A 23,140-nucleotide genomic window follows, 5' to 3' on the forward strand; every position below is an offset into this window, starting at 1 on the left:
ATCGGTGTCAGGACGCGAGGGCGTCGGTGCTGCGGCGTGCGGCGCCGGCCAGCGCCGCCGCGCTCGCGGCCTGCGCGCGCTGGAAGCGCGGCATGGCGCCCACGTCGACGATGAAGGCCACGCTGCCGTCGCCCACGATGGTGGCGGCCGAGATGCCCGGCACCTTGCGGTAGTTGGTCTCCAGGTTCTTCACCACCACCTGGTGCTGGCCGAGCAGCTCGTCGACCAGCAGCGCGAAGCGGCTGTCGTCGGCCTGCACGATCACGAGGATGCCCTGCGTGGGCTGCGTCTGCGCGCCGGCCACGTCGAACACGCGGTGCAGCTCGATGAGCGGCAGGTACTCGCCGCGCACGCGGATCACGTGGCCGTCGGCGGTGATGGAATGCAGGTGCTCGGGCAGCGGCTGCAGCGACTCGATCACGTAGCTCAGCGGCAGGATGTAGGCCTCGCTGCCCACGCGCACCGACATGCCGTTGAGGATGGCGAGCGTGAGCGGCAGCACGATGCGCGTCGACGTGCCCTGGCCGCCGCGCGAATGAATCTCCACATGGCCGCCCATCTCCTGGATGTTGCGCTTGACCACGTCCATGCCCACGCCGCGCCCCGAGATGTCGGTGACCTGCTCGGCCGTGGAGAAACCTGGCGCGAAGATCAGCTGCCACACCTCTTCGTCGGGCATGGCGTCGCTCACCGGCAGGCCCTGCTGGCGCGCCTTCGCGAGAATGCGCTCGCGGTTCAGGCCGGCGCCGTCGTCGCTCACCTCGATCACGATGTTGCCGCCGTGGTGCTGCGCCGACAGCAGCAGCTGGCCGGTGGCGTCCTTGCCCTTGGCCAGGCGCACGTCGGGGGCCTCGATGCCGTGGTCCAGGCTGTTGCGCACCAGGTGCGTGAGCGGATCGACGATGCGTTCGATGAGGCCCTTGTCGAGCTCGGTCTCCTTGCCGTAGGTGTCCAGGCGCACCTGCTTGCCGAGCTTGGCGCTCACGTCGCGGATCACGCGCGGGAAGCGGCTGAACACGTAGTCCATCGGCATCATGCGGATCGACATCACCGATTCCTGCAGGTCCCGCGCGTTGCGCTCCAGGTGACCCAGCCCGCTCAGAAAGCGCTCGTAGGCCACGGGGTCGAGCACGGTCGCGGCCTGCGTGAGCATCGACTGCGTGATGACGAGCTCGCCCACGAGGTTGATGAGCTGGTCGACCTTTTCCACATCGACGCGGATGGAGCTGGATTCCTTGGCGCTGGCCGGTGCGGGCGCGGCGGCGGCCGGTGCAGGGGCCGGTGCGGCGGGTGGCTGCACGACGGGTTCTGCAACTTCGACCACGGGTGCGGCAACGTCAGCCACTTCGCGCGTGATGTCGATCTGCGATTCGTCGATGACGAAGCAGCACACGGCCACGATGTCGTCGGGGTCGCAGGTGGTGGCGAGCCGCACGGTCAGCTGGTCGTTGCTGCGCGTGCGCGTCAGCACGGTTCCGAGGTTGGTCAGCTCGCCGGCGAGCAGGTCGCATTCGCTGTCGGACAGGCGCGCGAAGCGGATGACCAGCACGCCGTCGCTGCTGCCTTCGTCGGCCGGCGCAGCGGCTTGAACGACAGGCGCCGGTGCGGGCACGGGAGCCGGCGCGGGCGCTGCGGCGTGGTTGTTCTCCATCGCCAGCTGCTGCAGCACGCCGCAGATGTGGGCGACCCGGTCGGCATCCGGCTCCTTGCCGGCCTGGTAGGCGGTGAGTTGTTCTTGCAAGGCGTCCTTCGTTTCCAGAAAGGCATCGATCATCGGAGCGCTCAGGTGCAGCTGCCCGTGGCGGGCCCTGTCCAGCAGCGTTTCGAGCACGTGCGTGGTGTTGGTCAATGCGGTGAAACCGAAGGTGGCCGCGCCGCCCTTGATCGAGTGCGCCGCGCGGAAGATGGCATTGAGCTGTTCGCCGTCGGGCGCCTCGACGTCGAGGTCGAGCAGCAGTTGCTCCATCTCCGCCAGCAGCTCGATGGCTTCGACGAAGAAGGCCTGGGTGAATTGACTGAGGTCCATCTGTGGTGCTCCGGGGCCCACGCTCGCGCGCGCGGCCACTTCCTTGTTCTTGTTATCCCGCCGTGTGTCCCGCCGCGGTGCGCGCCTGCGCGGCCGGTGGCGGCAGGCCGATGCGCGTGGCGCCGGCGTCGTTGCTGTTCTCGCGCTCGATGCGCTCCTGCGTGCGGTGGTTCAGCAAGATGATGCTGATGCGGCGGTTGATGGGGTTGCGCGGGTCGGCGCGGTCCAGGTGCATGCTGTCGGCCAGGCCGATCACGCGCAGCACCTTGTCCTCGGTCATGCCACCGGTCACCAGCTCGCGGCGCGAGGCGTTGGCGCGGTCGGCCGAGAGTTCCCAGTTGCCGTACGAACGGTCGTTGGTGTAGACGATGGCATCGGTGTGGCCCGACAGCGTGAGCTTGTTGGGCAGGCCGTTGAGCACCGGCGCCAGCTCGCGAAGAATGGCGCGCATGTGCGGCACCACGCGGGCGCTGGCCAGCTCGAACATCGGGCGGTTCTCGCTGTCCACGATCTGCAGGCGCAGGCCTTCGGTAGTGATGTCGATGAGGATCTGCGAGCGGAACTGCTGGAACACCGGGCTCTTCTCGATGAGTTCGTCGAGCTTCTTCTTCATCTCCGCCAGGCGGCTCGCGTCGGCCGCGTCTTCGCTGTCAGCTTCGGCGTGCCGCACTTCGCCCTCGGCGTGCATCACGTCGGCGCCGCCGCCGGGGATCATGCTGGTGCTCATGCTGCTCTTGTCGCCACCGGCCAGCGCCACGCGCAGCGGCATGCGAAAGTGCTCGGCAATGCCTTCGCGCTGCTTCGGGCTCGAGATCGACAGCAGCCACATGACGAGGAAGAAGGCCATCATGGCCGTCATGAAGTCGGCATAAGCGATCTTCCAGCCGCCGCCTGCATGGCCGCCGCCATGCCCGCCGCCGTGGGCGCGCTTGATGATGATGCGGGGCTTCGCGTCGCTCATGGCGGTTGGCAGGTCAGCGCGCCTTGACTTCGCGGACGTGGTCGTCCAGCTCGGTGAAGGACGGGCGCTCGGTCGAGAACAGCACCTTGCGGCCGAACTCCACGGCCAGCTGCGGCGCGTAGCCGTTCAGGCTGGCCAGCAGCGTGACCTTGGCGCATTGATAAACCTTCATGGCCTCTTCGACCTTCTGCTCGATCAGCGAGGCCAGCGGCGACACGAAGCCGTACGCCAGCAGCACTCCCAGGAAGGTGCCGACCATGGCGTGCGCGATGAGCGCACCCATTTCCGAAGGCGGCAGGTGGGCCGAGCCCAGCGCATGCACCACGCCCATCACGGCCGCGACGATGCCCAGCGCGGGCAGCGCGTCGCCCACGCGCGAGAGGCTGTGGCCGGGCACGGCGGCCTCGTGGCGGATCGTTTCGATCTCGTGGTCCATGAGGGCCTCGATCTCGTGGGCGTCGGTGTTGCCGCTGATGACCAGGCGCAGGTAGTCGCACAGGAACACGGTGATGCCCTCGTGCGCCAGGATGGTCGGGTAGCGGCTGAAGATTTCGCTCTGCGCCGGAGCTTCCACGTCGGACTCGAGCTTCATCATGCCTTCCTTGCGGGCCTTGGCGAGCAGCTCGTACAAGAGCGCCAGCAGGTCCATGTAGAGCTGGCGGTTGTGCTTCGAGGAACGCAGCAGCAACGGCAGCTCCCGGATGGTCGCCTTGATGGTCTTGCCGTTGTTGCCCGCAATGAATGCGCCGAGCGCGGAGCCGCCGATCATGAGCAGCTCCACCGGCTGGAACAGCACGCCGAAATGCCCGCCCATGAGGCCGTAGCCGCCGAACACGGCGCCGATCACCACCAGATATCCCAACAGAACCAGCACGCGCTTCCCCTATGCCCTGAGGCGTCCAAAACAAAAAACCCGCGCCGGGCGCCGGGGCACTTTCACGAGACGGCGCCGCCGATGTCGAGCACCGGGCCGCCGGCGATGAGGCCGGTGCGGCGCACGGGCGCGAGCTTGGGCTTGCGCGCCTTGCCCGCGCGCGAAGGCGGACGGCACAGCACGCACACATAGCCGTGCTTGTGGTCGTGGGCATGCGCGACGAAGTGGCCGCCGCAGCGGCTGCACGGGCTCAGCTGCAGCATGTCGCTGTCGAAGAAACGCACCATGGTCTCGGCGCGCGTGAAGTCGAGCACGACCTCGCTGCCTTGCGATTCGACCTGCTCGGTGTACAGGCGGTAGGCCTTGATGAGCGCGGGCAGCTCGTCCTCGCCGGCCTCGTCGCGCATGAAGCGGTAGATGTTGTAGAACATCGACGAGTGGATGTTGGCCAGCCAGGTCATGTACCAGTCGGTAGAAAACGGCAGCAGGCCCTTGGGCGGCGAGACGCCTTTGAGTTCCTTGTACAGGCGGATCAGCCGCTCGCGGCTCAGCGCGACCACGGCCTCCAGGAACTGCAGGCGCGCACCCAGGCCGATGAGCTCGACCGCGAGCTGCACCTGCCGGACCTCGCCCAGGATGCTCTTGGCAGTCATGCGCTGGCCGAACCCGCTTTGCGCATCTGCGACGGGGTGTGGGCGTGCGCTTGTGCCTGCGCCTGGCGCGCGCTCATCAGGATCGACATGTGGGCCTGCTGCAGCGCCGACTCCTTGCCCTCGCCGACCACGGCAAACATGGGCCGGTCGTCCAGGCGAAAGCTGCACAGCAGGAAGTTGGACGCGGCCAGCTTCACGATCTGGCTGAGCGACATGTTCATGAGCAGATCGGCCAGCTCGCGCCCCACGCCGAGGCGGAACATGGCCTCGGCCCGATCCCGTTTCACCAGCTTCTGCGCGAGCAGCATGTAGGCCAGATTGATCTCGCCGATTTCCTTCGAAATCACACCGCCTGCGTTGACATTGCAATTTTCCACGTCTACTTCCATTTCCGATTCCATGTCGACTCCGCCGTCCAATCCAACATGTATACATTATATACACACTTATTTACACTTAGAAGACAAAGTAGCCCAAAAAGTTAAATGGACGGTCGACAGGAAAGCCCGACCTTCCCTCTAGGGAATCGGTTTCATGCACGGTGCGTGCGAGTGCTCAGGCAGCGCAAGCAATTGTTACTGGCGTGTGTATTCCGGCATTGGCAATCATCTCGCCAATTGAATTTAAAAAGACTATCGAGCGCCGTCCGGCGTTAATCGGCGGGCGGGTTATTTAAATCCCTCAATAGATCAATGACTTTCCATAGAAGAGCAGCCCATCAAGGCGCCGCAGCCTCGGCACCGCCTTCCAGCCGGTGAATCCAGGCCATCACTTCCGCGACTGCCTGGTACAGCTGCGGCGGAATCTGGCGGTCGAGGTCGACCTGCATCAGCAGCTTCACGAGGTCGGCCGACGCATGCACATAGAGCCCGTGCGCGCGCGCCTCGCGCATGATCGATTCGGCCACCACGCCATAGCCCTTCGCGACCACGACGGGCGCCTTGCGCGTGTCTGCATGCGAGAGCACGACGGCGGTGTGGCGGTTGCGAAGGTCGTCGGTCATGCAGCGTCCTTCGCCGTGACCTGCAACTGCTGCAGCTGAAGGCCCACGGCTTCGAAACGTTGCGCGAGCCGGCCGGCGTCGCCGCGCAGGCGGGCCGCGGTGCTGTCTTCGCGCGCATGCAGATGCGCCTGCACGGTCGGGCCGCTGAGGCTCAGGCGCAGATCGACTTCGCCCAGGCGCGGCAGCACGAGCGACACGGTGGTCGACCAGCGGCGTGCGCCTTCTTCGTCGGGTGGCTCGCCTTCGCGTGTGCCGGACCTGGCTTGCTCTTCCTCGATCGACCACGCCATCGGCACCTCGGGCCAGGCCTGACCGTTCCATCTGAAGGCGGCGCTGGCCAGCAGGTCGAGCTGTTGATGCACGACGGTGACGGCTTGCGAATGAATCACTTCGGCGCTGCGTGGGGTGGGCGTGCTGGCGACGTCGACTGTGGCGCGTGCTTGTTCTGCGATGCGGGGCGCGGGCATCTCCTGCGCCGTGTCGGACACACCGTAAGCCGCTTGCACGCGCGCCGCATCCGGTGCGGGAGCGGCGACGGTCTCGCTTCGCGCGACCCCACGCGCAGGTTGCGGGACTTCAGATTCCGGCGCGTCGGCCTGCGCCGCTGCATTCGGCGCGGGCGGGGTCGCAATGTCAGCCACCGCCAACGCCGTCGCAGCGGCCACCACGCCCTGCCCTGCTGTTACCAATGTCGCCACCATCATCGGACTCGCCCAACGCGCCTGCGGCTCCCGCGCCATCTGCGCCAACGTGCGGGTTCCCGCAGCGAACTCGGCGAGGTGCGATTCGTAGAAAAGTCCGCTGTCCGACACCGTCTGTGCCAGCGTTCCCGCGAGTGCTGCGGTGTTCGCGCCTTGCCGCGCCACGGGCAGCAACAACGGCGCCTCACCACGCACCGGCCCGGGCTCGGCCTGCAGGTCGGCCAGCACCGCGCCGATCACACGCGCAGCCACCGACAGGCGCGTGTCGATGGAAGACGGTGCACCGCCAGCCGAAGGCGCAGCCACATCACCACCGGACGCTCCCGACGGCACCAGCCGGTCCAGCGCCGCACGCGACGGCAGGCGCACATCGTTCGCCGTCTTCGGCACGGCCACCGCCGCACCGGGCGCGCCCACCGTGGTCTCCGGCTTGAGGCCGAGCAGGTCCAGCCGCGGCGTCAGGCGCGCGGCCATCAGTGCATCGATCAGTCCGGTGAGTCCCAGCATGGCCACGGTGGTGTTGTCCTGTCGGTTCGCGTCAGTGCGCGAGGCCGTAGGCCTTGCCCAGGTTCTTCTGGTGGTTCAGCGAATCCATGCGGCGGATCAGGTCGTCGAGCTGCGGCTTGATGAGCCCCGACAGCTCGGCCTGCTCGGTGCAGATGCGCTCGAGCAGGCGCAGCACCAGGTCGCGCTGCGCGGGCTCCAGCGACGCCAGCGGCTGGATCGCCTTCAGGCGCTCGACCGACGCCGAGCACCGCGCTTCCAGCTCGGGCAGTTGCCCCCAATCCTTGGCACGGGCCAGCGCCAGCATCGTCGAGATGCACGCGGCCAGCTGCTCGTAGCAATGAACGATCTCGCTGCGCACGGCCATCTGTTCCTGCCCCCAGGTCACGCTCTGCATCATCAGTTGGAAGGCCTGTCGTCGATCTCCCGCCAGGCGGAAGCGAGGTGGTCGAGCAGGCGGTCGGCCTCGTCCAGCGCCTGCACGTCGTTGCGCAGGTTGGCCAGCAGCAGGCGTTGCACGACGTAGTCGTACAGCGACGACAGGTTGCCGACGATGTCGGTGCCAGCCTCGCCGGCCGCTTCGGCGTCGAGGCTGGCCTTCAGGCCGTTGTCGACGATGTTGATCGCCTTCGAAATCGCCTGCCCTTTGGCGCCGATGTCGCCCGCCGCCATGTGCAGGCGCGCCGCGCCGATGGCGGTCTTCGCGCCATCGAACAGCATGTGGATGAGCTGCAGCGGCGACGCGCTCATGGCGCGCGTCTCGATGCCGACGCGCGCGTAGACGCCGGCGCCGGTGCGGGAGTGGTGAGAGCTGTACATGGGGCGTGCTGTCCTCAGCCCTTGCTGGCGTTCATCGCGTCGAACTGCTGCGCGAGGTACTTCAACGTGTTGTTCATGCTGCTCATCGCCACGTCCAGCTGCACGAACTGCTTGCGGTAGCGCTCCACGGTCGCGTCGGCGCGCTCCTTCATCGCGGTGTACTGGGTGTCGAGCTGCTTGAGCGAGGTCGTCACGCCGTCGGTGGCGGCCTTGAGCGCGCCCTTGCTGCCCGTGAGGTCGTCGATCACCGCGGTCAGCTGCTTGCCGTAGCCGGTGGTGCTGCCGGTGTCGCTGGCAAAGAGCTTCGACACGCCTTCCAGGTTGGTGTCGATCGCCTTGTCGAGCTTGTCGTTGTCGATCGCCAGCGTGCCGTCCTTCTGGAACGAGATGCCGATGGACGTGAGCACCTTCAGGTCGTTCGCGCCGCCGGGCTGCGGGCTCGTGAGCGCCTGGCGGATGCGCGTCTGCAGGTTGCGCAAGGTCGAGTCGCCCACCAGCGGCGCGGCCGTCTCGGCTTCGGCGTCGAAGGCCGTGAGCGATTTCGCGGTGCTCTGCAGCGCGTTGTAGGCCTTCACGAAATCGGTGATGGCCGTCTTCACCGCCGTCGTGCTGGCCTTCATCACGAGGTTGAGCTTGCCCGTCTGCACCAGCGTGAGCGTGGTGCCCTGGATGGCGTCGGTCACCGAGTTGGTCGTGCTGGTGACAGCGATGCCGTTGACGGTGAGCTTCGCGTTCTGCGCCGCCGCGGTCTGCTGCAGGTTCTGCGTGCCGGCGGGGTCGTTGTTCAGCAGGTTCTGCAGCGCGGCGTCGCCGTCCACCGAGATGCGCATGGCCGAGGTTTCGCCGGTCTGCGTGGAGGTGAGCACCAGCCGGTTGGGCGTGCCGCTGCCGTCGTTCACGATGGTGGCCGAGACGCCCGCGTTGGCCGCGTTGATCGCATCGCGGATGCCGCCCAGCGTGTTGTTGCTGGCGTCGATGGTGATCGGCTTGGCCGCGCGTGTCGTGTCCTTGTCGAAGGTGGCACCGGTGTACTGCCCGGTCACCGGGTCCAGCGTGCCGCCAGCCACTTTGCCGAATTCGATGGTGATCTTGCCGCTGCCGATCGCGGTGGTGGTGTTGGTCTGCCCCTTCGCGATGACCGACTGCGCCTGCGCAAGCTGCGAGATGTCGACGGCATAGGTGCCCGCCGAGCGGGGGTCGGTGCCGCTGGCGGCCAGGATGCCGCTCACGCTCGGCGTGCCGGTGATGGCCTGGAACAGCGCCGGGTCTCCCAGCTTCTTGGCGGCAGACTGGATACCGGTGAGCGCGCTTTGCAGCGTGCCGTAGGCCGAGAGCTTGCTGTTGTAGCTGGTCTGCTTGGCCTTCAGGGCCACGAGCGGCTGGTTTTCTGCCGTCTGCAGCTGGGTCAGCAAAGCGCCCAGGTCAAGGTTGGCGCCAACGCCGATGCTGCTGATCGATGCCATGTCGAGGGTGTCCTGAAAAGCGGATGAAATGAAGCGGTCTGGAAGAAGCGCGCCGTCAGGCCTGCTGGCTCACGAGCAGCCCGGCCTGCTGGTCCATGACCTTGGCGATGCGAACGACCTCTTCGGTCGGAATCTGGCGAATGACTTCGCCGTTGCTGCGGTCGACCACCTTGACGATGAGCTTGTCGGTGTCACGGTCGACCTCGAACTGCAGGCTGATCGAACGGCTTTCGAGCGACGCGTTGACGGACTTCACCGCCATCTCGATCTGCACCGGCGTCGCCTCTTCGACCTCGGCCTTGCGCAGTGCGGTGGCCTCGGCGGCAGCCGTCGCCGCGCCGCCGGTGCGGCCGGCGAGCAGTTGCTGCAGCCAGGGGCTTTCTGTCGCGGCAGAGGCGGCGGGTACGGGCTGGGACATGGTCTGCGTTCCGTTTCTTCTTCTGGTGTTCGTTGTCCTGTGCGGCCTCGCCGACCACGTGGCCGCACAGGACAACGCAGGCAGCTTCGGGTGTCCCCGAAGGCCTGCGAGCAAAAAACAAAGACACCGGGCGCCACCCTCGTGAGGCGCGCCCGGCGGTTTTCGCGAATTAACGCAGCAGCGAGAGCACGCCTTGCGTCGTCTGGTTCGCCTGCGCCAGCACCGAGGTACCGGCCTGTTGCAGGATCTGCGCGCGCGTCATGTTTGACACTTCCACGGCGTAGTCCGAGTCTTCGATGCGCGAACGCGACGACGACAGGTTGGTGATGGTGGTGCCGAGGTTGGCGATCACCGAGTCGAAACGGTTCTGCACCGCACCCAGCGAGGAGCGCAGCTGGTCGACCTTCGACAGGGCAGCGTCCAGGGCCTTGAGCGGGTCAACGGTGGAGGAGCTGCCGCTGCGGGCGTTCAGCGTGAAGGCGCCGGCCTTGGCCGAATCGGCGTAGACCGCATTGCCAGCGCCGTCGGTCACTGCGCCGTTGCTGTGCACGCTGTAGGTCGACACGGTGGTGAGCGAGTTGCCGAGCGAGCCGTCGGCGCCCACGTAGGCGCCTGCAACCGTGCCGCCAGCAGTGATCGTGACACCTGCCACGCCGCCGATGGTCGATGCCGCCACGGCGGTGCCGGCACCTGCAGCCAGCTTGTCGTTCAGCGCGGCGGCCGAGATTTCGTCGCCGGTCACGTCGAAGTTGGCTGCAGCGGCGGTCGCCGTGTAGGTGGTGCCGCCGACCTTGATGGTGCCGCCCGTGCCGGTACCAGACGCCATGCTGGTCGTCAGGCTGGTCAGCGTGGCTGCCTGAACGCCGGCGCCGCCGCTGTTCTGCGTCAGGTTGCCCGAGCCATCAACGAACAATGCCGAGCCGTCGGTCGCGGTGATCGTGCCTGCGCTGTCGATCTTGACGCCCAGCGAGTTGCCGCCGATGGTGACCGTTGCGGTCTTGCTCTCGCCCGCTGCGGGCTGGAGCGAAGCGATCGTGGCGGCGTTCGTGCGGCCCGTTTCACCAAAGGTGAACTTCGACTTGGCTGCGTCGTAGGTGTAGGTGGAACCAGCGGTGACGACCGAGTCGCCAGCCTTGGCGCCCGCCAGCAGCTGGCTGCGCGTGGCCAGCGTGTTGGTGGCCGTGACGTCGTACTTCTGCGTGCCGTTGACCGGCGCGCCGTTGGCGACGGCACCAGCCAGCGTCAGGTCGTCCTTGGTGGCAGCCTTGTTCAGCGTGCCCGTGCCGTTGACGTTGAAGCTTTCCAGGCCCAGGGTCTTGGCGCTGATTTCCTTCAGGTCGATGTCGATGGTTTCGCCATCGTTCGCGCCCACTTGCACCGTCAGCTTGCCGGCGTTGGCCGACAGGACCTTCACGCCGTTGAACTGGGTCTGCTCCGAGACGCGGTTGATTTCGTCCAGGCGCTGGCCGATTTCCGACTGGATCGAGTCCAGGTCGGTGGCCGAGTTGGTGCCGGTGGCGGCTTGCACCGACAGGTCGCGGATGCGCTGCAGGTTGTTGTTGACTTCGGTCAGCGCGCCTTCGGTGGTCTGCGCGATCGAGATGCCGTCGTTGGCGTTGCGCGAAGCTTGCGTCAGGCCCTTGATGTTGGCCGTGAAGCGGTTGGCGATGGCCTGGCCGGCCGCGTCGTCCTTGGCGCTGTTGATGCGCATGCCCGAAGACAGGCGCTCGATGGCCGTGTTCAGTGCCGATTGCGACTTGTTGAGGTTGTTCTGCGTGAGAAGAGAAAGGCTGTTCGTATTGATGACTTGCGCCATGTTCGACTCCTGATTGACAAAAGGTTGTGGACTCCGGCCATCGGCCGTAACGCTGGACCCGCTTCCACGGTGAGACTCAAGCCATCGTTGAAGGGGATATCGGCGGGTGTCCGCAAACCTTTAGGGCGACGACGAAAAAAGTTTGACGTCGCCACCCTGCCTCGTCATGCCTGCATGCCCATGATTTCCTGATAAGCCGTCACCAGCCGGTTGCGCACCTGCAGCCCGGTCTGGAACGCCACGTTGGCCTTCTGCAGATCGACCATCACGTCGTTGAGCGCCACGCCGGGCTTGCCGAGCTCGAACGATTCGGCCTGCGCATAGGCCTGCTGCTGCGCGCCGCTGATGTTGGCGAGCGAGCGTTGCAGCTCGGCCGCGAAGCTGCCCGCGCCGGCCGGCGCAGAGGTCGCAGGCCCCATGCCGCTGGCGAGCGCGGTGGCGCGCATCTGCTGCAGGACGGATTCGATGGCATTGATGGAGGACATGGGGAAAAGTTCACTTCCAGCTGACTTGACACGGAGCGCGCGAGCCCTCCAACCGGCAGGCAGCGTACCAAGGGAGAACCCCGATTCAAACGCGCAACTGAGGGCAAAACCCCCGGCTGTTCGACCGATCGAATTGGGCGGTGCCTGCTGAAAATCGTTCGCGAAACGAACAGGCCTTGGCCGAGATCGCCGGCCCCTGGAATGACATCCCCCTACCGAATCCTCTCTCTCACCCCGGCGCCGGCCCTGTGCGGCGCGACGGCCGCAGCGAAGGCGCGCCGATGAGCACGGCCGCGCCCACGGGCAGCCTGCCGGCGGACGGCAACGGCCTGCCCCCGATGCTGGAGCGCATGCGCGCGCAGCCGCGCCTGCCGCTGATCATTGGCGCCGCGGCGCTGGTGACGGTGCTGGCCGCCGCCCTGCTGTGGAGCCGCGGCCCGGACTACAAGGTGCTCTACACCAACGTGTCGGACCGCGACGGCGGCGCGATCATCGCGTCGCTGCAGCAGATGAACGTGCCCTACAAGTTCGCCGAGGGCGGCGGCGCGATCCTCATCGCGGGCGACAAGGTCGCGGAGACGCGCCTGAAGCTCGCGGCGCAAGGCCTGCCCAAGGCCGGCGGCGTGGGCTTCGAACTGATGGACAACCAGAAGTTCGGCACCAGCCAGTTCGCCGAGCAGGTCAACTACCAGCGCGGGCTCGAAGGCGAGCTGGCGCGCTCCATCGAATCGATCGGCACCATCGAAGCGGCGCGCGTGCACCTGGCGCTGCCCAAGCCGTCGCTGTTCGTGCGCGACCAGAAGAAGCCCTCGGCCTCCGTGGTGCTCACGCTGATGCGCGGGCGCAGCATCGACGAAGGCCAGGTGAGCGCCATCGTGCACATGGTGTCCAGCAGCGTGCCCGACCTGGACGCCAAGAACGTCACGGTGGTCGACCAGCGCGGCAACCTGCTGTCGTCGGCGCGCGGCACCAGCCAGGGCCTGGACGTGAGCCAGCTCAAGTACGCACAGGAGATCGAGCAGGGCTACGTGCGTCGCATCGAAGCCATTCTTCAGCCGCTGGTGGGCGCGAGCAATGTGCGCGCGCAGGTCGCGGCCGACATCGACTTCTCGGTGGTGGAACACACCGACGAGAAGTACAAGCCCAACCAGGACCCGGCGCAGGCCGCGATCCGCAGCCAGCAGTCCAGCGAGTCGGCACAGCAGAACGGTGCGCCGCCCGGCGGCGTGCCGGGCGCGCTGTCGAACCAGCCGCCGGTGAACCCGACTGCGCCGATCACTGCGCCCCGGCCGCCGAATGCGCCCAGCGCACCGGGCGCGACGAACACGCCTCCCGCTGCTGCACCGGCCGGCCCGAGCAACACGCGCAAGGACGTCACGACCAACTACGAACTCGACCGCACCATCCGCCACGTGCAGCAGGCCGCCGGCGGCGTGAAGCGCCTGTCGGTCGCCGTGGTGGTGAACCACCGCGACACGGTCGATGCCGCGGGCAAGGCCGGCACCCACGCCCTCACACCGGCCGAGCTGGAGCAGATCCGCAACCTCGCGAAGGAAGCGATGGGCTTCAGCACCGAACGCGGCGATTCGCTCAACGTGGTCAACAGCGCCTTCGTCCGCGACGCCGAGGCCGGCCCCGCACCCGAGCTGCCGTTCTGGCGCGACCGCGACAACCTCGCGCTCGGCAAGGCACTGGGCCCGTACCTGCTCATCGGTCTGCTCGCGCTGTTCGCCTGGTTCGCCGTGGTGCGTCCGCTGATGCGCCGGCACCTGGCGCCGCTGCCGCCCGCACAACCTGCGACGCCCGTGGTCGCTGACGCTGCCGCGCCTTCCGCCGAACCCGAAGAAACACTGCAGCAGCGCGAGTCCACACGCCAGAAGGCCGACATGGACTACGCCCAGCAGACCGCCGACAAGGACCCCAAGCTCGTGGCCGCCCTGATCCAGCACTGGATGCACACCAATGACTAGCAGCGAGGCAGGAACCCGCAAGAGCGCCATCCTGCTCATGGCGCTGGGCGAAGACCGCGCCGCCGCCGCGCTGCACCTGCTGCCCACCTCCGAGGTGCAGGCGCTGGGCCTGGCCATGTCGAAGCTCAGCGCGGTGTCGCGCGACGAGCTGGCCTCGGTGCTGGCCGAGTTCCGCCAGGAGACCGAGCAGCTCTCGGCGCTGCACCTGGGCTCGACCAGCTACATCCGCGCCGTGCTCAAGAAGGCGCTGGGCGACGACCGCGCGAGCAACCTGCTCGAGGACATCCTGCAGCCCGATGAGCCGCACGGCGGCATCGAGCGGCTGAACGAACTCGAGGCCGGCGAGGTGGCCGAGCTCATCCGCGACGAGCACCCGCAGATCCTTGCGACGCTGCTGGTGCACCTGGACCGCATGAAGGCGTCGGAGGTGCTCGAGAAGCTGCCCGCGCGCCTGCGCCACGACGTCATCATGCGCGTGGCCACCTTCGGCGGCGTGCAGCCGTCGGCGCTGAACGAGCTGACCGAAGTGCTCACCGAAATGCTCGCGGGCCAGGGCCTGCGCCGCAGCCGCCTGGGTGGTGTGCGCACGGCGGCCGAGATCGTCAACCTGATGAGCACCACGGTGGAAGAAGAAGCCATTGCCCATGTGCGCGAGCAGGACGAGGCGCTGGCCCAGCGCATCGTCGACGAGATGTTCGTGTTCGAAAACCTGCTGGGCCTGGAAGACCGCAGCATCCAGCGCCTGCTCAAGGACATCGAGTCCGACTCGCTCATCATCGCGCTCAAGGGCGCACCGCTGGAGCTGCGCGACAAGTTCCTCAGCAACATGTCGCAGCGCGCGGCGGAAACGCTGCGCGAGGACATGGAGCTGCGCGGCCCCGTGCGCGTGTCGCAGGTCGAGACCGAGCAGAAGGCCATCCTGCAGGTGGCGCGCCGGCTCGCGGATGCCGGCGAGATCGTGATCGCAGCGCCTGGCACCGATGACTTCGTCTGACCCCGGCGCCTTCGGTGGATCGCGCGAGCGCCTCGCCGCCATCCACGCGGCCGCGCGCCAGGCCGGCGCCGGCACGCCCGCGCTGTCGGCGTGGGAGCGCTGGGAGATGGGCACGCTCGATGGCAAGGCGCCGTCGGGCACGGCCCTCTCGCGCCACACGGCGCAGCGCCCTTCTCCACCGCCTGCGTCTCCCGCGCCCAAAGTCGACCTCGCCGAGCTGGCCCGCATCCGCAAGGAGGCGCGTGCTGCAGGCGAAGCCGAAGGCCGCGCCGCCGGGCTGGCCGAAGGCCGCCAGGTCGGCCACACCGAAGGCCTGGCCACCGGCCTCGCCGCCGCCAGCGTGCACGCCGAACGCCTGCGCGCACTCGCCCGCTCACTGCCCGAGGCGCTGCGCGGCGCCGAAACCGAACTGGCCGAGACCGTGCTCGCGCTCGCACTCGACGTGGCGCGCCAGATCGTGCACCGCACCTACCAGGCCGAGCCCGAGTGGGTGCTCCCGCTGGTGCGCGACCTGCTGCATGCCGAACCCGCGCTGCGCGGCGAACCGCGCCTGCTGCTGCACCCCGACGACATCGCGCTGGTGAAGAACAGCCTGGGCAGTGAGATCGAAGCGGCCGGCTGGCAACTGCGCGCCGACGACAGCCTGGCGCGCGGCGGCTGCCGCGTGCAGTCGGCCACGGGCGAGCTGGACGCCAGCCTGGCCACGCGCTGGGCGCGTGTGGGTGCGGCGCTGCGTGGTGACGCCCGCTGAGCCGATGCAGACCGCCGACACCAATCCTCATCTGAACAGCGTGCGGGCCGCGCTGGAGCAGGCGCGCGCCGACGTCGCCCGCTGCACGACCACGACCGCCTCGGGCCGCCTCACGCGCGCCGTCGGCCTCGTGCTCGAAGCCGTGGGCCTGCAGCTGCCCGTGGGCAGCGACTGCCTCATCGAGCTGCCGCCCGGCCATCCGCAGCGGCATGCCGAAGCCGAAGTGGTGGGCTTCGCAGGCGACCGTCTTTTCCTCATGTCGCAGACCGAAGTGGCGGGCCTGCTGCCCGGTGCGCGCGTGTTCGCACGGCCGGGTCTGCGCGAACCCGACGCGACCGGCGACGCGCACACCAAACGCCTGCCCGTGGGCGAAGGCATGCTCGGCCGCGTGGTCGATGCGGCCGGCCGCCCGCTCGACGGGCTCGGCCCGCTCGACGTGGCGCGCCAGGTGCCGCTCGCAGCGCCGCCGATCAACCCGCTGTCGCGCGCGGCCATCGACTCGGTGCTCGACGTGGGCGTGCGCGCCATCAACGCGATGCTCACCGTCGGCCGCGGCCAGCGCATGGGCCTGTTTGCCGGCTCGGGCGTGGGCAAGAGCGTGCTGCTGGGCATGATGGCCCGCTACACCAGCGCCGAAGTGATCGTGGTCGGCCTCATCGGCGAGCGCGGGCGCGAGGTGAAGGACTTCATCGAGAACACGCTGGGCGAAGAGGGCCTGGCCCGCGCGGTGGTGGTGGCCGCGCCGGCCGACAACTCGCCGCTGCTGCGCCTGCAAGGCGCGGCCTATGCCACCTGTCTGGCCGAGTACTTTCGCGACCAGGGCAAGGACGTGCTGCTCATCATGGATTCGCTCACGCGCTATGCGATGGCGCAGCGCGAGATCGCGCTGGCCGTGGGCGAGCCGCCCGCCACCAAAGGCTACCCGCCTTCGGTGTTCGCGCGGCTGCCCGCCTTGGTCGAACGCGCCGGCAACGGCGCGCGCGACGCGCAGGGGCGCGGCGGCTCGATCACGGCCTTCTACACCGTCCTGTCCGAAGGCGACGACCAGCAGGACCCGATCGCCGATTCGGCGCGCGCGATTCTTGACGGCCACATCGTGCTCTCGCGCACGCTGGCCGAGGCGGGGCACTACCCGGCCATCGACATCGAAGCGTCGATCAGCCGCGCGATGACGTCGCTGATTCCGTCCACGCAGTTCGACACCGTGCGCCGCTTCAAGCAGATGCTGTCGCGCTACCAGCGCAACCGCGACCTGATCAGCGTGGGCGCCTATGCGCCGGGGCACGACCTGCAGCTGGACCAGGCGATCGCGATGTACCCGCGCATCGAGGCCTTCCTGCAGCAGTCGATGCACGAACGCACCGGCTACGAGGAGGCCATCGCCCACATGGACAGCCTGTTCACGCACACACCTCCGTCAGGACGCCCATGAGCAGTAGCAGCAAGCTCCCCCTCGGCATGCTCATCGACCTGGCGCAGAGCCAGACCGACGACGCCGCGCGCCGCCTGGGCGCATTGCAAAGCGCGCACCTGAGCGCGCAGCAGAAGCTCGATCTGCTGCTGCAGTACCGCCAGGATTACCACGCGCAGCTCGACACGCTGATGCGCGGCGGCCTGCCGTCGTCGCAGTGGCGCAACTACCGCAACTTTCTCGGCACGCTCGACCACGCGATCGCGCAGCAGCGCGCCATCGCCGAGCGGGCCGGGCACCAGCTCGACCGGGGCCGCACCGACTGGCAGCGCGAGAAGCGCCGCCTCAGCTCGTTCGACACGCTGGCCGATCGCGTGCGCACGCAAGAGCTGATGGCGCAGGCCAAGCGCGAACAGCGCGACAGCGACGAGCGCGCCGCCCGCCAGTTCTTCGATCGCGCCTCGCACCCCACCCACTGAATCTCCTCCAGGAACCGACATGCCTCCCATGATTCCGCCGTCCGTCACGCCTGCCGCTGCTTCGCCGGTGGCACAGGCCGGCGCACGTGGCCGCAGCAACGCCGACGAGGCGCAGGGCCGTGCGTTCGGTGCTGCGCTTGAGCGTTCGCGTGCGAGCCAGGCCGAGAAGACATCGGATGCCGACACCGTGGTCGCGGAGGCCAAGCCGCCGCGCAAGACGGATCTCGCTGAAGACATGCGGGATGCGCAGCCTGCGGAACCGGATCTCGCGTTTCTTGCTGTGGCTGTCACGCCGCAACAGGCATTGGCTCTTGCAGGACCTGCGGCCACGCAGGGCAGCGGTGCGCCAGACACTGTCCTGACACCCGATGCGCAAGCCGCCCTGCCTGCAGGCCCGGCGCGCCTGAGCAGCGACGCAGCAACCGTGCCCGAGCCGGCCCTCGCCACTGAAGACGTCTCCGCCCCCACCGCAACCGCCGCCGCACAAAGCGCAGCCCCCGAAGCCGACAGCGCAGCCCCACCGTCGCTGTACGAGATCGTGCGCGCCGCCGTGGCCGCGCAGCCGATGGCTGTCGACGGAAAGAAGCCGGCTGCCGCACCCGCAGGCCCACCCGTCGGCACCGCCGCACCGGGCCGCGCGGGCGCACCGCGCACCGTGAGCGCCACCACCACCGAACAACTCGCAGCCGCCGCGCAAGCCCAGCCCGCCGGCGACGCGAAGCCCGTGACGGCGGAAGCCGGACCTCTCGCCGCAGTGCCCGCCACCGCTTCAAGCGACGACGCGGCAACCCCAGCCGCTTCTTTCGCACTTCAACAACCCGCCGCCGCTTCCACCGAGCGCACGACCGAGAGCCCCGTCGCACGCTACCTCGTGCACACGCTCGCCCCCGAAGTCGGCAGCGAGAAATGGGCGCCCGCACTCGGTCAGCAACTCGCGCGCATGAGCCTCACCGGCACGCACACGGCCGAGCTGAACCTCAACCCCGCCGGCCTCGGCCCGCTGAAGGTCACGCTGTCGATCGGCGAGCACCAGGCGCAGGCCGCGTTCGTGTCGGCGCACGAGAGCGTGCGCAAGGCCGTCGAGGCCGCACTGCCGCAGCTGCGCACCAGCCTGTCGGAGCAGGGCATCACGCTGGGCCAGACCTCGGTCGGTGCGGACACGCGCGCACCCTTCGGGCAGGACGCCGCGTTCGCGCAGCAACAGCAGCAGCAACACCAGCGACAGGGTGCGTGGCGACCGCAGGGCACATCTGCCACGGCCGACATCGCCCGCACGACCACGGCGGCACCCCGCCCCGTTGCCACCCCACGCACGGGCCCGGGCGTCGACACCTTCGCCTGAAACCGCCCCCGCCCGCCTCCCGCAATGAACGGATGTGAAGCGCCTTTGTGCGCTTGTTCGGCCGTTCGTTCGCGGGGGACTTCGCAAAGAATAGATCGGACCCGTCCACCGTTTCACCATGGCTACCTCTTCTCCCGCCGCCACCGCGGCTGCGTCGGTCGCGACCGACCCGCCGGCCTCGCGCCGCACCTCGAAACTGCTGATCGGATGTGTGGCCGCTCTCGGCCTGGCCGCGGCCGGCGCGGCTGCGTACGTCTTCGTGCTTCCCCGCTTCACCGAGCACGCCGCCGCCGAGACGGCCAAGGCACCGGTGCCCGAAAAGCCCATCTTCCTCATGCTGGAGCCGCTGACCGTCAACCTGCAGTCCGAAGGCCGCTCGCGCTTCCTGCAGATCGGCTTGGCACTGAAGCTGCGCGACGAGCAGGCCAAGGCGCAGATCGTGGAGTTCATGCCCGAGCTGCGCAGCCGCCTGCTGGTGCTGCTGTCGAACCGCCCGCCCGAATCGCTGGTCACGTCGGAAGACAAGGCCCGGCTGGCCACCGAGATTCACAGCGCCCTGAACGCACCGCTGGCCGAGGGCCTGCCCGAGCTGGGCATTGCGAGCGTGTCCTTCAACTCCTTCGTCGTGCAGTGACGACGATGCCCGTTTGCGGACCCGCGATCCATGGCGTATGAACAGGTGCTCTCCCAGGACGAGGTCGATGCGCTGCTGCAGGGCGTCACCGGCGGCGACCTCGACCAGGCCGCCGCGCCCGCGCCGCCGCCCGACGGCTTGCCGGCCTACGACCTCGGTGCGCCCGACCGCGTGGTGCGCAACCGCATGCACACGCTGGAGGTCATCAACGACCGCTTCGCGCGCGGCCTGCGCAGCGCGCTGCTGAACTTCATGCGCCGCAGCCCCGACATCTCGGTCGGGCCGGTACAGATCCAGCAGTTCGGCGAGTTCGTGCGGCACCTGCCGGTGCCCGCGAACATCAACATGATCCACATGAAGCCGCTGCGCGGCACCGCGCTCTTCGTGTTCGACCCGAAGCTCGTGTTCCTCGTGGTGGACAACCTGTTCGGCAGCGACGGGCGCTACCACGTGCGCGTGGAAGGGCGCGACTTCACGCGCACCGAGCAACGCATCATCAAGCGCCTGCTCGACCTGTCGCTGCAGTGCTACGGCGACGCGTGGCAGCCCGTGTTCCCGCTGGCCTTCGACTACGTGCGCGCCGAGATGCACGGCAAGCTCGCCAACATCGTTGCGCCCAACGAGGTGGTGATCAACACCACGCTGCAGATCGAGTTCGGCCCCATCGGCGGCTTTCTGCACGTGTGCCTGCCCTACTCGATGATCGAGCCGATCCGCGACCTGCTGTCCAACCCGATCCAGGACGAGGTCGAGGTCGACAAGCGCTGGGTCACGCAGATGTCGCGCCAGATGCAGGCCGCCGACGTCGAGCTCACCGCCGACTTCGTGACCATGCCCTCGACGCTGGGCGACGTGATGAAGCTGCGCGTGGGCGACGTCATTCCCATCGAGCTGCCGGCGACGGTGGTCGCCAAGGTCGGCGGCGTGCCGGTGATGGCCTGCGGCTACGGCACCTCCAACGAGCGCTACGCCCTGCGCGTGCAACACATGATCTCCCACCAAGACAGTGATTCGAAGAACGACCATGACTGACAACACCTCTGCCGCCAGCGACGCGGACGACTGGGCCAGCGCACTGGCCGAGCAGACCGCGGCCAGCGCGCCCACGCCCGACCCGGCCGTGGCACCTGCAACGGCACACGTCTTCCAGCAGATCCAGGACGCACCGGCTGCATCGTCCACCACGCCTGTGGACATCGCGCGCGTGCTCGACGTGCCGGTGCAGCTCACCGCCGAGATCGGCCGCACGCGCATCACCATCAAGAACCTGCTGCAGCTGTCGCAGGGCTCGGTGGTCGAGCTCGACGGCCTGGCCGGCCAGCCGCTGGACGTGCTGATCAACGGCTACCTCATTGCGCAGGGCGAGGTGGTGGTGGTGAACGAGAAGTACGGCATTCGCCTGACCGACATCGTCACGCCCTCCGAGCGCATGCAGAAGCTCGCGCGCGCATGAACCTGGCGCGGGTGTCTTCGCTGTTCGTGCGGGGAACCGCGCTGCTCGCACTGGGCCTGCATGCGACGCATGCCGCGCTGCCCACCGTGCCCACGCCGGTGCGCGAAGCCGCGCCGCCGTCGGCAGTCGGCGGCGCCGGCCTGCTGCAGGCGGGCTTCGGCATGGCGGCGGTGGTGGGGCTGATCTTCCTGTGCGCGTGGCTGGCGCGGCGCTTCGGCCTGCAGCGGCTGGGCGGCGGCCAGGTGGTGAAGGTGGTGTCCACCGCCATGGTCGGTCCGCGCGAGCGCGTGGTCGTGGTGGAAGTGGCCGGCCAGTGGCTGGTGCTCGGCGTCACCGGCAGCCAGGTCAACACGCTGCACACGCTGCCGGCGCAAGCAACGCCTGCGGCAGTCACACCGATGTCGCCACAAAACCCGGTGGGCCTGTTTGCACAGAAGCTGCGCGACTCCCTCGCCGGCAAAGCGCGCACCGCCCCATGACGCGCCCTGCCCTGCACCGCGGCCTGCGCACCGCCCTGCTGCTGCTCGCCGCCACGCTGCCCGCCGCCGCGTGGACGCAAGGGCTGCCCGGCCTCACCAGCACGCCCGGCCCCGGCGGCAGCCAGACCTGGTCGCTGAGCGTGCAGACGCTGGTGCTGCTGACCTCGCTCACCTTCCTGCCCGCGCTGCTGCTGTCGATGACCAGCTTCACGCGCATCCTCATCGTGCTGGGCCTGCTGCGCACCGCCATCGGCACGCAGACCTCGCCGCCCAACCAGATCCTGGTGGGGCTGTCGCTGTTCCTCACCTTCTTCGTGATGTCGCCGGTGTTCGACAAGGCCTACACCGAGGCCTACGTGCCCTTCTCGGAAAGCAAGCTCAGCGCCGAGAAAGCATTGGAACGCGGCATCGCGCCCTTCAAGACCTTCATGCTCAAGCAGACCCGCGAGACCGACCTGGCGCTGTTCGCGCGGCTCGCCAAGGCGCCCGAGATGCAAGGCCCCGAAGACGTGCCGCTGCGCATCCTGCTGCCGGCCTTCGTCATCAGCGAGCTGAAGACGGCCTTCCAGATCGGCTTCACCATCTTCATTCCCTTTCTCATCATCGACCTCGTGGTGGCGAGCGTGCTGATGTCGATGGGCATGATGATGGTGCCCCCCGCGTCGATCGCGCTGCCCTTCAAGCTCATGCTGTTCGTGCTCGCCGACGGCTGGCAGTTGCTCATCGGTGCGCTCTCGCAGAGCTTCTACTTATGACGCCCGAAGCCGTCATGACCATGGGCCACCGGGCCATGGAAATCTCGCTGCTGCTGGGCGCGCCGCTGCTGCTGGTGGCACTGGTGATCGGCCTGGTGGTCAGCATCTTCCAGGCGGCCACGCAGATCAACGAGGCCACGCTGTCCTTCATTCCCAAGTTGCTTGCGGTGTTCGCGACGCTGGTCATCGCCGGGCCGTGGATGCTCGACCGCATGCTCGACTACATGCGCGCCCTGTTCGCCAGCATCCCGCAGATGCTGGTGTGACGCCTTCGGTTTTCTCCGTCACCTCGGGCCAGCTCGAGGCCTGGCTGATCGCCTTTCTTTGGCCTTTCGTTCGCATGCTGGCCATGGTCTCCACGGCGCCGGTGTTCGGCGAGCCGTGGGCGACGCGGCAAGTGAAGGTGGGCATCGCCGCCGTGCTCACGCTGGTGATCTCGCCCACCCTCGGCCCGCTGCCGGCGGTGCCCGTGGTGTCGGCAGGCGGCCTCTGGATTCTTGTGCAGCAAGTGCTGATCGGCGCCGCCATGGGCTTCTCGATGCGCCTGATCTTCACCGCCGTGCTGGCTGCGGGCGAATACATCGGCCTGCAGATGGGCCTGTCGTTCGCGTCGTTCTTCGACCCCATGAGCCACGGCAGCACGATGGTGGTGTCGCGGCTGCTGAACATGCTGGCGATGCTGATCTTCATGGCGCTTGACGGCCACCTGCTGATGCTGGAAGCGCTGGCCGCGAGCTTTCACACGCTGCCCATCGCCGACGCGCCGCTGGCGGCCGGCGGCTGGATGTTCCTGGTGCTGGCGGGCGGCGACATCTTCGCGACCGGCCTGCTGCTGGCGCTGCCGCTGATCACCGCACTGCTCACGCTCAACCTCGCCATGGGCATCCTGAACCGCGCCTCGCCACAGTTCAGCATCTTCGCGGTGGGCTTTCCGCTGACGCTGCTGGCGGGGCTGGTGATGCTGCAGTTATTGATGCCGCACCTGGCGGCGTTTCTGGAGCCGCGGTTTGCGGAGTCGCTGGCGAACATGCTGCGGTTCACGCAGGGGCTGCGGCCTTGAGGGGTGGACATCTGCTTGCGGCCGTTCAGCGGTTTTGAAGAACAGCAGGGTCACTTGATGAAAAGCCACTCCCCCTGAGATCATTCCGG

General features: G+C 68.2%; 26 protein-coding genes. 13 read left to right on the top strand and 13 right to left on the bottom strand.

Annotation, left to right across the window (positions count from 1 at the left end; translation table 11 throughout):
* Nucleotides 1–7: 7 nt before the first annotated feature.
* The 13 genes from cheA to fliE all read right to left on the bottom strand — a co-directional run bounded on the left by cheA (nt 8) and on the right by fliE (nt 11,723).
* Nucleotides 8–2,026 (bottom strand): chemotaxis protein CheA, encoded by a 2,019-nt coding sequence (gene cheA / locus IG196_RS23025; protein ID WP_192193160.1) that lies wholly within the window; start codon nt 2,024–2,026, stop codon nt 8–10.
* Between the two features lie 52 nt (nt 2,027–2,078).
* Nucleotides 2,079–2,987 (bottom strand): flagellar motor protein MotB, encoded by a 909-nt coding sequence (motB, locus tag IG196_RS23030; RefSeq protein ID WP_192193161.1) that lies wholly within the window; start codon nt 2,985–2,987, stop codon nt 2,079–2,081.
* A 13-nt stretch (nt 2,988–3,000) separates the two neighbouring features.
* Nucleotides 3,001–3,861, bottom strand: coding sequence for a flagellar motor stator protein MotA (gene motA / locus IG196_RS23035; RefSeq protein ID WP_099791973.1), 861 nt, complete (start codon nt 3,859–3,861; stop codon nt 3,001–3,003).
* A gap of 62 nt (nt 3,862–3,923) precedes the next feature.
* On the bottom strand, nt 3,924–4,514 hold the full coding sequence (gene flhC, locus IG196_RS23040; RefSeq protein ID WP_101489209.1) for a flagellar transcriptional regulator FlhC: 591 nt from the start codon (nt 4,512–4,514) through the stop codon (nt 3,924–3,926).
* Nucleotides 4,511–4,891 carry a flagellar transcriptional regulator FlhD gene (flhD, locus tag IG196_RS23045; protein ID WP_412556351.1) on the bottom strand — a complete coding sequence of 127 codons (381 nt, stop codon included), beginning with the start codon at nt 4,889–4,891 and terminating at the stop codon, nt 4,511–4,513. The genes flhC and flhD overlap by 4 nt, the downstream gene beginning before the upstream one ends.
* A 341-nt stretch (nt 4,892–5,232) precedes the next feature.
* Nucleotides 5,233–5,517 (bottom strand): EscU/YscU/HrcU family type III secretion system export apparatus switch protein, encoded by a 285-nt coding sequence (locus IG196_RS23050; protein WP_192193163.1) that lies wholly within the window; start codon nt 5,515–5,517, stop codon nt 5,233–5,235.
* On the bottom strand, nt 5,514–6,725 hold the full coding sequence (locus IG196_RS23055; protein WP_192197121.1) for a flagellar hook-length control protein FliK: 1,212 nt from the start codon (nt 6,723–6,725) through the stop codon (nt 5,514–5,516). Before IG196_RS23055 ends, IG196_RS23050 begins: the two co-directional genes overlap by 4 nt.
* Nucleotides 6,726–6,756: 31 nt before the next feature.
* Nucleotides 6,757–7,122 carry a flagellar protein FliT gene (locus IG196_RS23060; protein ID WP_225616770.1) on the bottom strand — a complete coding sequence of 122 codons (366 nt, stop codon included), beginning with the start codon at nt 7,120–7,122 and terminating at the stop codon, nt 6,757–6,759.
* Entirely contained in the window at nt 7,122–7,541 is a 420-nt protein-coding gene (fliS, locus tag IG196_RS23065; RefSeq protein ID WP_192193164.1) for a flagellar export chaperone FliS, read from the bottom strand. The genes IG196_RS23060 and fliS overlap by 1 nt, the downstream gene beginning before the upstream one ends.
* A gap of 14 nt (nt 7,542–7,555) precedes the next feature.
* Nucleotides 7,556–9,004, bottom strand: coding sequence for a flagellar filament capping protein FliD (fliD, locus tag IG196_RS23070; RefSeq protein ID WP_192193165.1), 1,449 nt, complete (start codon nt 9,002–9,004; stop codon nt 7,556–7,558).
* Between the two features lie 55 nt (nt 9,005–9,059).
* Nucleotides 9,060–9,422, bottom strand: coding sequence for a flagellar protein FlaG (locus tag IG196_RS23075; RefSeq protein WP_192193166.1), 363 nt, complete (start codon nt 9,420–9,422; stop codon nt 9,060–9,062).
* A gap of 169 nt (nt 9,423–9,591) precedes the next feature.
* On the bottom strand, nt 9,592–11,238 hold the full coding sequence (locus IG196_RS23080; protein ID WP_192193167.1) for a flagellin: 1,647 nt from the start codon (nt 11,236–11,238) through the stop codon (nt 9,592–9,594).
* 164 nt (nt 11,239–11,402) lie between these two features.
* Nucleotides 11,403–11,723, bottom strand: coding sequence for a flagellar hook-basal body complex protein FliE (gene fliE / locus IG196_RS23085; protein ID WP_192193168.1), 321 nt, complete (start codon nt 11,721–11,723; stop codon nt 11,403–11,405).
* A gap of 281 nt (nt 11,724–12,004) precedes the next feature.
* Here fliE and fliF point away from each other — a divergent pair, with 281 nt between their 5' ends.
* From fliF to fliR, 13 genes are all read left to right on the top strand, one after another.
* On the top strand, nt 12,005–13,693 hold the full coding sequence (gene fliF, locus IG196_RS23090; RefSeq protein ID WP_192193169.1) for a flagellar basal-body MS-ring/collar protein FliF: 1,689 nt from the start codon (nt 12,005–12,007) through the stop codon (nt 13,691–13,693).
* Entirely contained in the window at nt 13,686–14,687 is a 1,002-nt protein-coding gene (gene fliG / locus IG196_RS23095; protein ID WP_062469343.1) for a flagellar motor switch protein FliG, read from the top strand. Before fliF ends, fliG begins: the two co-directional genes overlap by 8 nt.
* A complete protein-coding gene (gene fliH / locus IG196_RS23100) occupies nt 14,674–15,438 on the top strand; it encodes a flagellar assembly protein FliH (protein WP_192193170.1) in 765 nt (254 codons plus the stop codon). Before fliG ends, fliH begins: the two co-directional genes overlap by 14 nt.
* A 4-nt stretch (nt 15,439–15,442) precedes the next feature.
* Nucleotides 15,443–16,870 carry a flagellar protein export ATPase FliI gene (gene fliI, locus IG196_RS23105; RefSeq protein WP_192193171.1) on the top strand — a complete coding sequence of 476 codons (1,428 nt, stop codon included), beginning with the start codon at nt 15,443–15,445 and terminating at the stop codon, nt 16,868–16,870.
* Nucleotides 16,867–17,328: a flagellar export protein FliJ gene (gene fliJ, locus IG196_RS23110; protein WP_192193172.1), complete on the top strand. Its 462-nt coding sequence runs from the start codon at nt 16,867–16,869 to the stop codon at nt 17,326–17,328. Before fliI ends, fliJ begins: the two co-directional genes overlap by 4 nt.
* Before the next feature lie 19 nt (nt 17,329–17,347).
* The gene (locus IG196_RS23115) at nt 17,348–18,670 is read left to right on the top strand and encodes a flagellar hook-length control protein FliK (RefSeq protein ID WP_192193173.1); all 1,323 of its coding nucleotides are present in this window, start codon (nt 17,348–17,350) and stop codon (nt 18,668–18,670) included.
* 118 nt (nt 18,671–18,788) lie between these two features.
* Nucleotides 18,789–19,304: a flagellar basal body-associated protein FliL gene (gene fliL, locus IG196_RS23120; protein ID WP_192193174.1), complete on the top strand. Its 516-nt coding sequence runs from the start codon at nt 18,789–18,791 to the stop codon at nt 19,302–19,304.
* Between the two features lie 30 nt (nt 19,305–19,334).
* Nucleotides 19,335–20,336 (top strand): flagellar motor switch protein FliM, encoded by a 1,002-nt coding sequence (gene fliM, locus IG196_RS23125; protein ID WP_192193175.1) that lies wholly within the window; start codon nt 19,335–19,337, stop codon nt 20,334–20,336.
* Nucleotides 20,329–20,757 (top strand): flagellar motor switch protein FliN, encoded by a 429-nt coding sequence (fliN, locus tag IG196_RS23130; RefSeq protein ID WP_192193176.1) that lies wholly within the window; start codon nt 20,329–20,331, stop codon nt 20,755–20,757. Before fliM ends, fliN begins: the two co-directional genes overlap by 8 nt.
* The gene (gene fliO / locus IG196_RS23135) at nt 20,754–21,236 is read left to right on the top strand and encodes a flagellar biosynthetic protein FliO (protein WP_192193177.1); all 483 of its coding nucleotides are present in this window, start codon (nt 20,754–20,756) and stop codon (nt 21,234–21,236) included. Before fliN ends, fliO begins: the two co-directional genes overlap by 4 nt.
* Nucleotides 21,237–21,259: 23 nt before the next feature.
* Nucleotides 21,260–21,991 (top strand): flagellar type III secretion system pore protein FliP, encoded by a 732-nt coding sequence (gene fliP / locus IG196_RS23140; protein WP_370680129.1) that lies wholly within the window; start codon nt 21,260–21,262, stop codon nt 21,989–21,991.
* Nucleotides 21,988–22,257, top strand: a complete 270-nt coding sequence (gene fliQ / locus IG196_RS23145; protein WP_192193178.1) for a flagellar biosynthesis protein FliQ — start codon at nt 21,988–21,990, stop codon at nt 22,255–22,257. Before fliP ends, fliQ begins: the two co-directional genes overlap by 4 nt.
* Nucleotides 22,254–23,051: a flagellar biosynthetic protein FliR gene (gene fliR, locus IG196_RS23150; RefSeq protein WP_192193179.1), complete on the top strand. Its 798-nt coding sequence runs from the start codon at nt 22,254–22,256 to the stop codon at nt 23,049–23,051. The genes fliQ and fliR overlap by 4 nt, the downstream gene beginning before the upstream one ends.
* Nucleotides 23,052–23,140: the final 89 nt, after the last annotated feature.

It is taken from the genome of Variovorax sp. 38R, assembly GCF_014843395.1.
Lineage (GTDB): Bacteria > Pseudomonadota > Gammaproteobacteria > Burkholderiales > Burkholderiaceae_C > Variovorax > Variovorax paradoxus_H.

Coding starts and splice junctions, on each gene's coding strand:
- fliQ (WP_192193178.1), top strand. CDS start 21,988: ATGACGCCCGAAGCCGTCATGACCATGGGCCACCGGGCCATGGAAATC.
- fliD (WP_192193165.1), bottom strand. CDS start 9,004: ATGGCATCGATCAGCAGCATCGGCGTTGGCGCCAACCTTGACCTGGGC.
- fliE (WP_192193168.1), bottom strand. CDS start 11,723: ATGTCCTCCATCAATGCCATCGAATCCGTCCTGCAGCAGATGCGCGCC.
- fliN (WP_192193176.1), top strand. CDS start 20,329: ATGACTGACAACACCTCTGCCGCCAGCGACGCGGACGACTGGGCCAGC.
- IG196_RS23080 (WP_192193167.1), bottom strand. CDS start 11,238: ATGGCGCAAGTCATCAATACGAACAGCCTTTCTCTTCTCACGCAGAAC.
- IG196_RS23075 (WP_192193166.1), bottom strand. CDS start 9,422: ATGTCCCAGCCCGTACCCGCCGCCTCTGCCGCGACAGAAAGCCCCTGG.
- fliL (WP_192193174.1), top strand. CDS start 18,789: ATGGCTACCTCTTCTCCCGCCGCCACCGCGGCTGCGTCGGTCGCGACC.
- IG196_RS23055 (WP_192197121.1), bottom strand. CDS start 6,725: ATGCTGGGACTCACCGGACTGATCGATGCACTGATGGCCGCGCGCCTG.
- motB (WP_192193161.1), bottom strand. CDS start 2,987: ATGAGCGACGCGAAGCCCCGCATCATCATCAAGCGCGCCCACGGCGGC.
- fliH (WP_192193170.1), top strand. CDS start 14,674: ATGACTTCGTCTGACCCCGGCGCCTTCGGTGGATCGCGCGAGCGCCTC.
- fliO (WP_192193177.1), top strand. CDS start 20,754: ATGAACCTGGCGCGGGTGTCTTCGCTGTTCGTGCGGGGAACCGCGCTG.
- flhC (WP_101489209.1), bottom strand. CDS start 4,514: ATGACTGCCAAGAGCATCCTGGGCGAGGTCCGGCAGGTGCAGCTCGCG.
- IG196_RS23115 (WP_192193173.1), top strand. CDS start 17,348: ATGCCTCCCATGATTCCGCCGTCCGTCACGCCTGCCGCTGCTTCGCCG.
- cheA (WP_192193160.1), bottom strand. CDS start 2,026: ATGGACCTCAGTCAATTCACCCAGGCCTTCTTCGTCGAAGCCATCGAG.
- IG196_RS23060 (WP_225616770.1), bottom strand. CDS start 7,122: ATGATGCAGAGCGTGACCTGGGGGCAGGAACAGATGGCCGTGCGCAGC.
- fliI (WP_192193171.1), top strand. CDS start 15,443: ATGCAGACCGCCGACACCAATCCTCATCTGAACAGCGTGCGGGCCGCG.
- fliG (WP_062469343.1), top strand. CDS start 13,686: ATGACTAGCAGCGAGGCAGGAACCCGCAAGAGCGCCATCCTGCTCATG.
- fliS (WP_192193164.1), bottom strand. CDS start 7,541: ATGTACAGCTCTCACCACTCCCGCACCGGCGCCGGCGTCTACGCGCGC.
- IG196_RS23050 (WP_192193163.1), bottom strand. CDS start 5,517: ATGACCGACGACCTTCGCAACCGCCACACCGCCGTCGTGCTCTCGCAT.
- fliF (WP_192193169.1), top strand. CDS start 12,005: ATGAGCACGGCCGCGCCCACGGGCAGCCTGCCGGCGGACGGCAACGGC.
- fliJ (WP_192193172.1), top strand. CDS start 16,867: ATGAGCAGTAGCAGCAAGCTCCCCCTCGGCATGCTCATCGACCTGGCG.
- fliM (WP_192193175.1), top strand. CDS start 19,335: ATGGCGTATGAACAGGTGCTCTCCCAGGACGAGGTCGATGCGCTGCTG.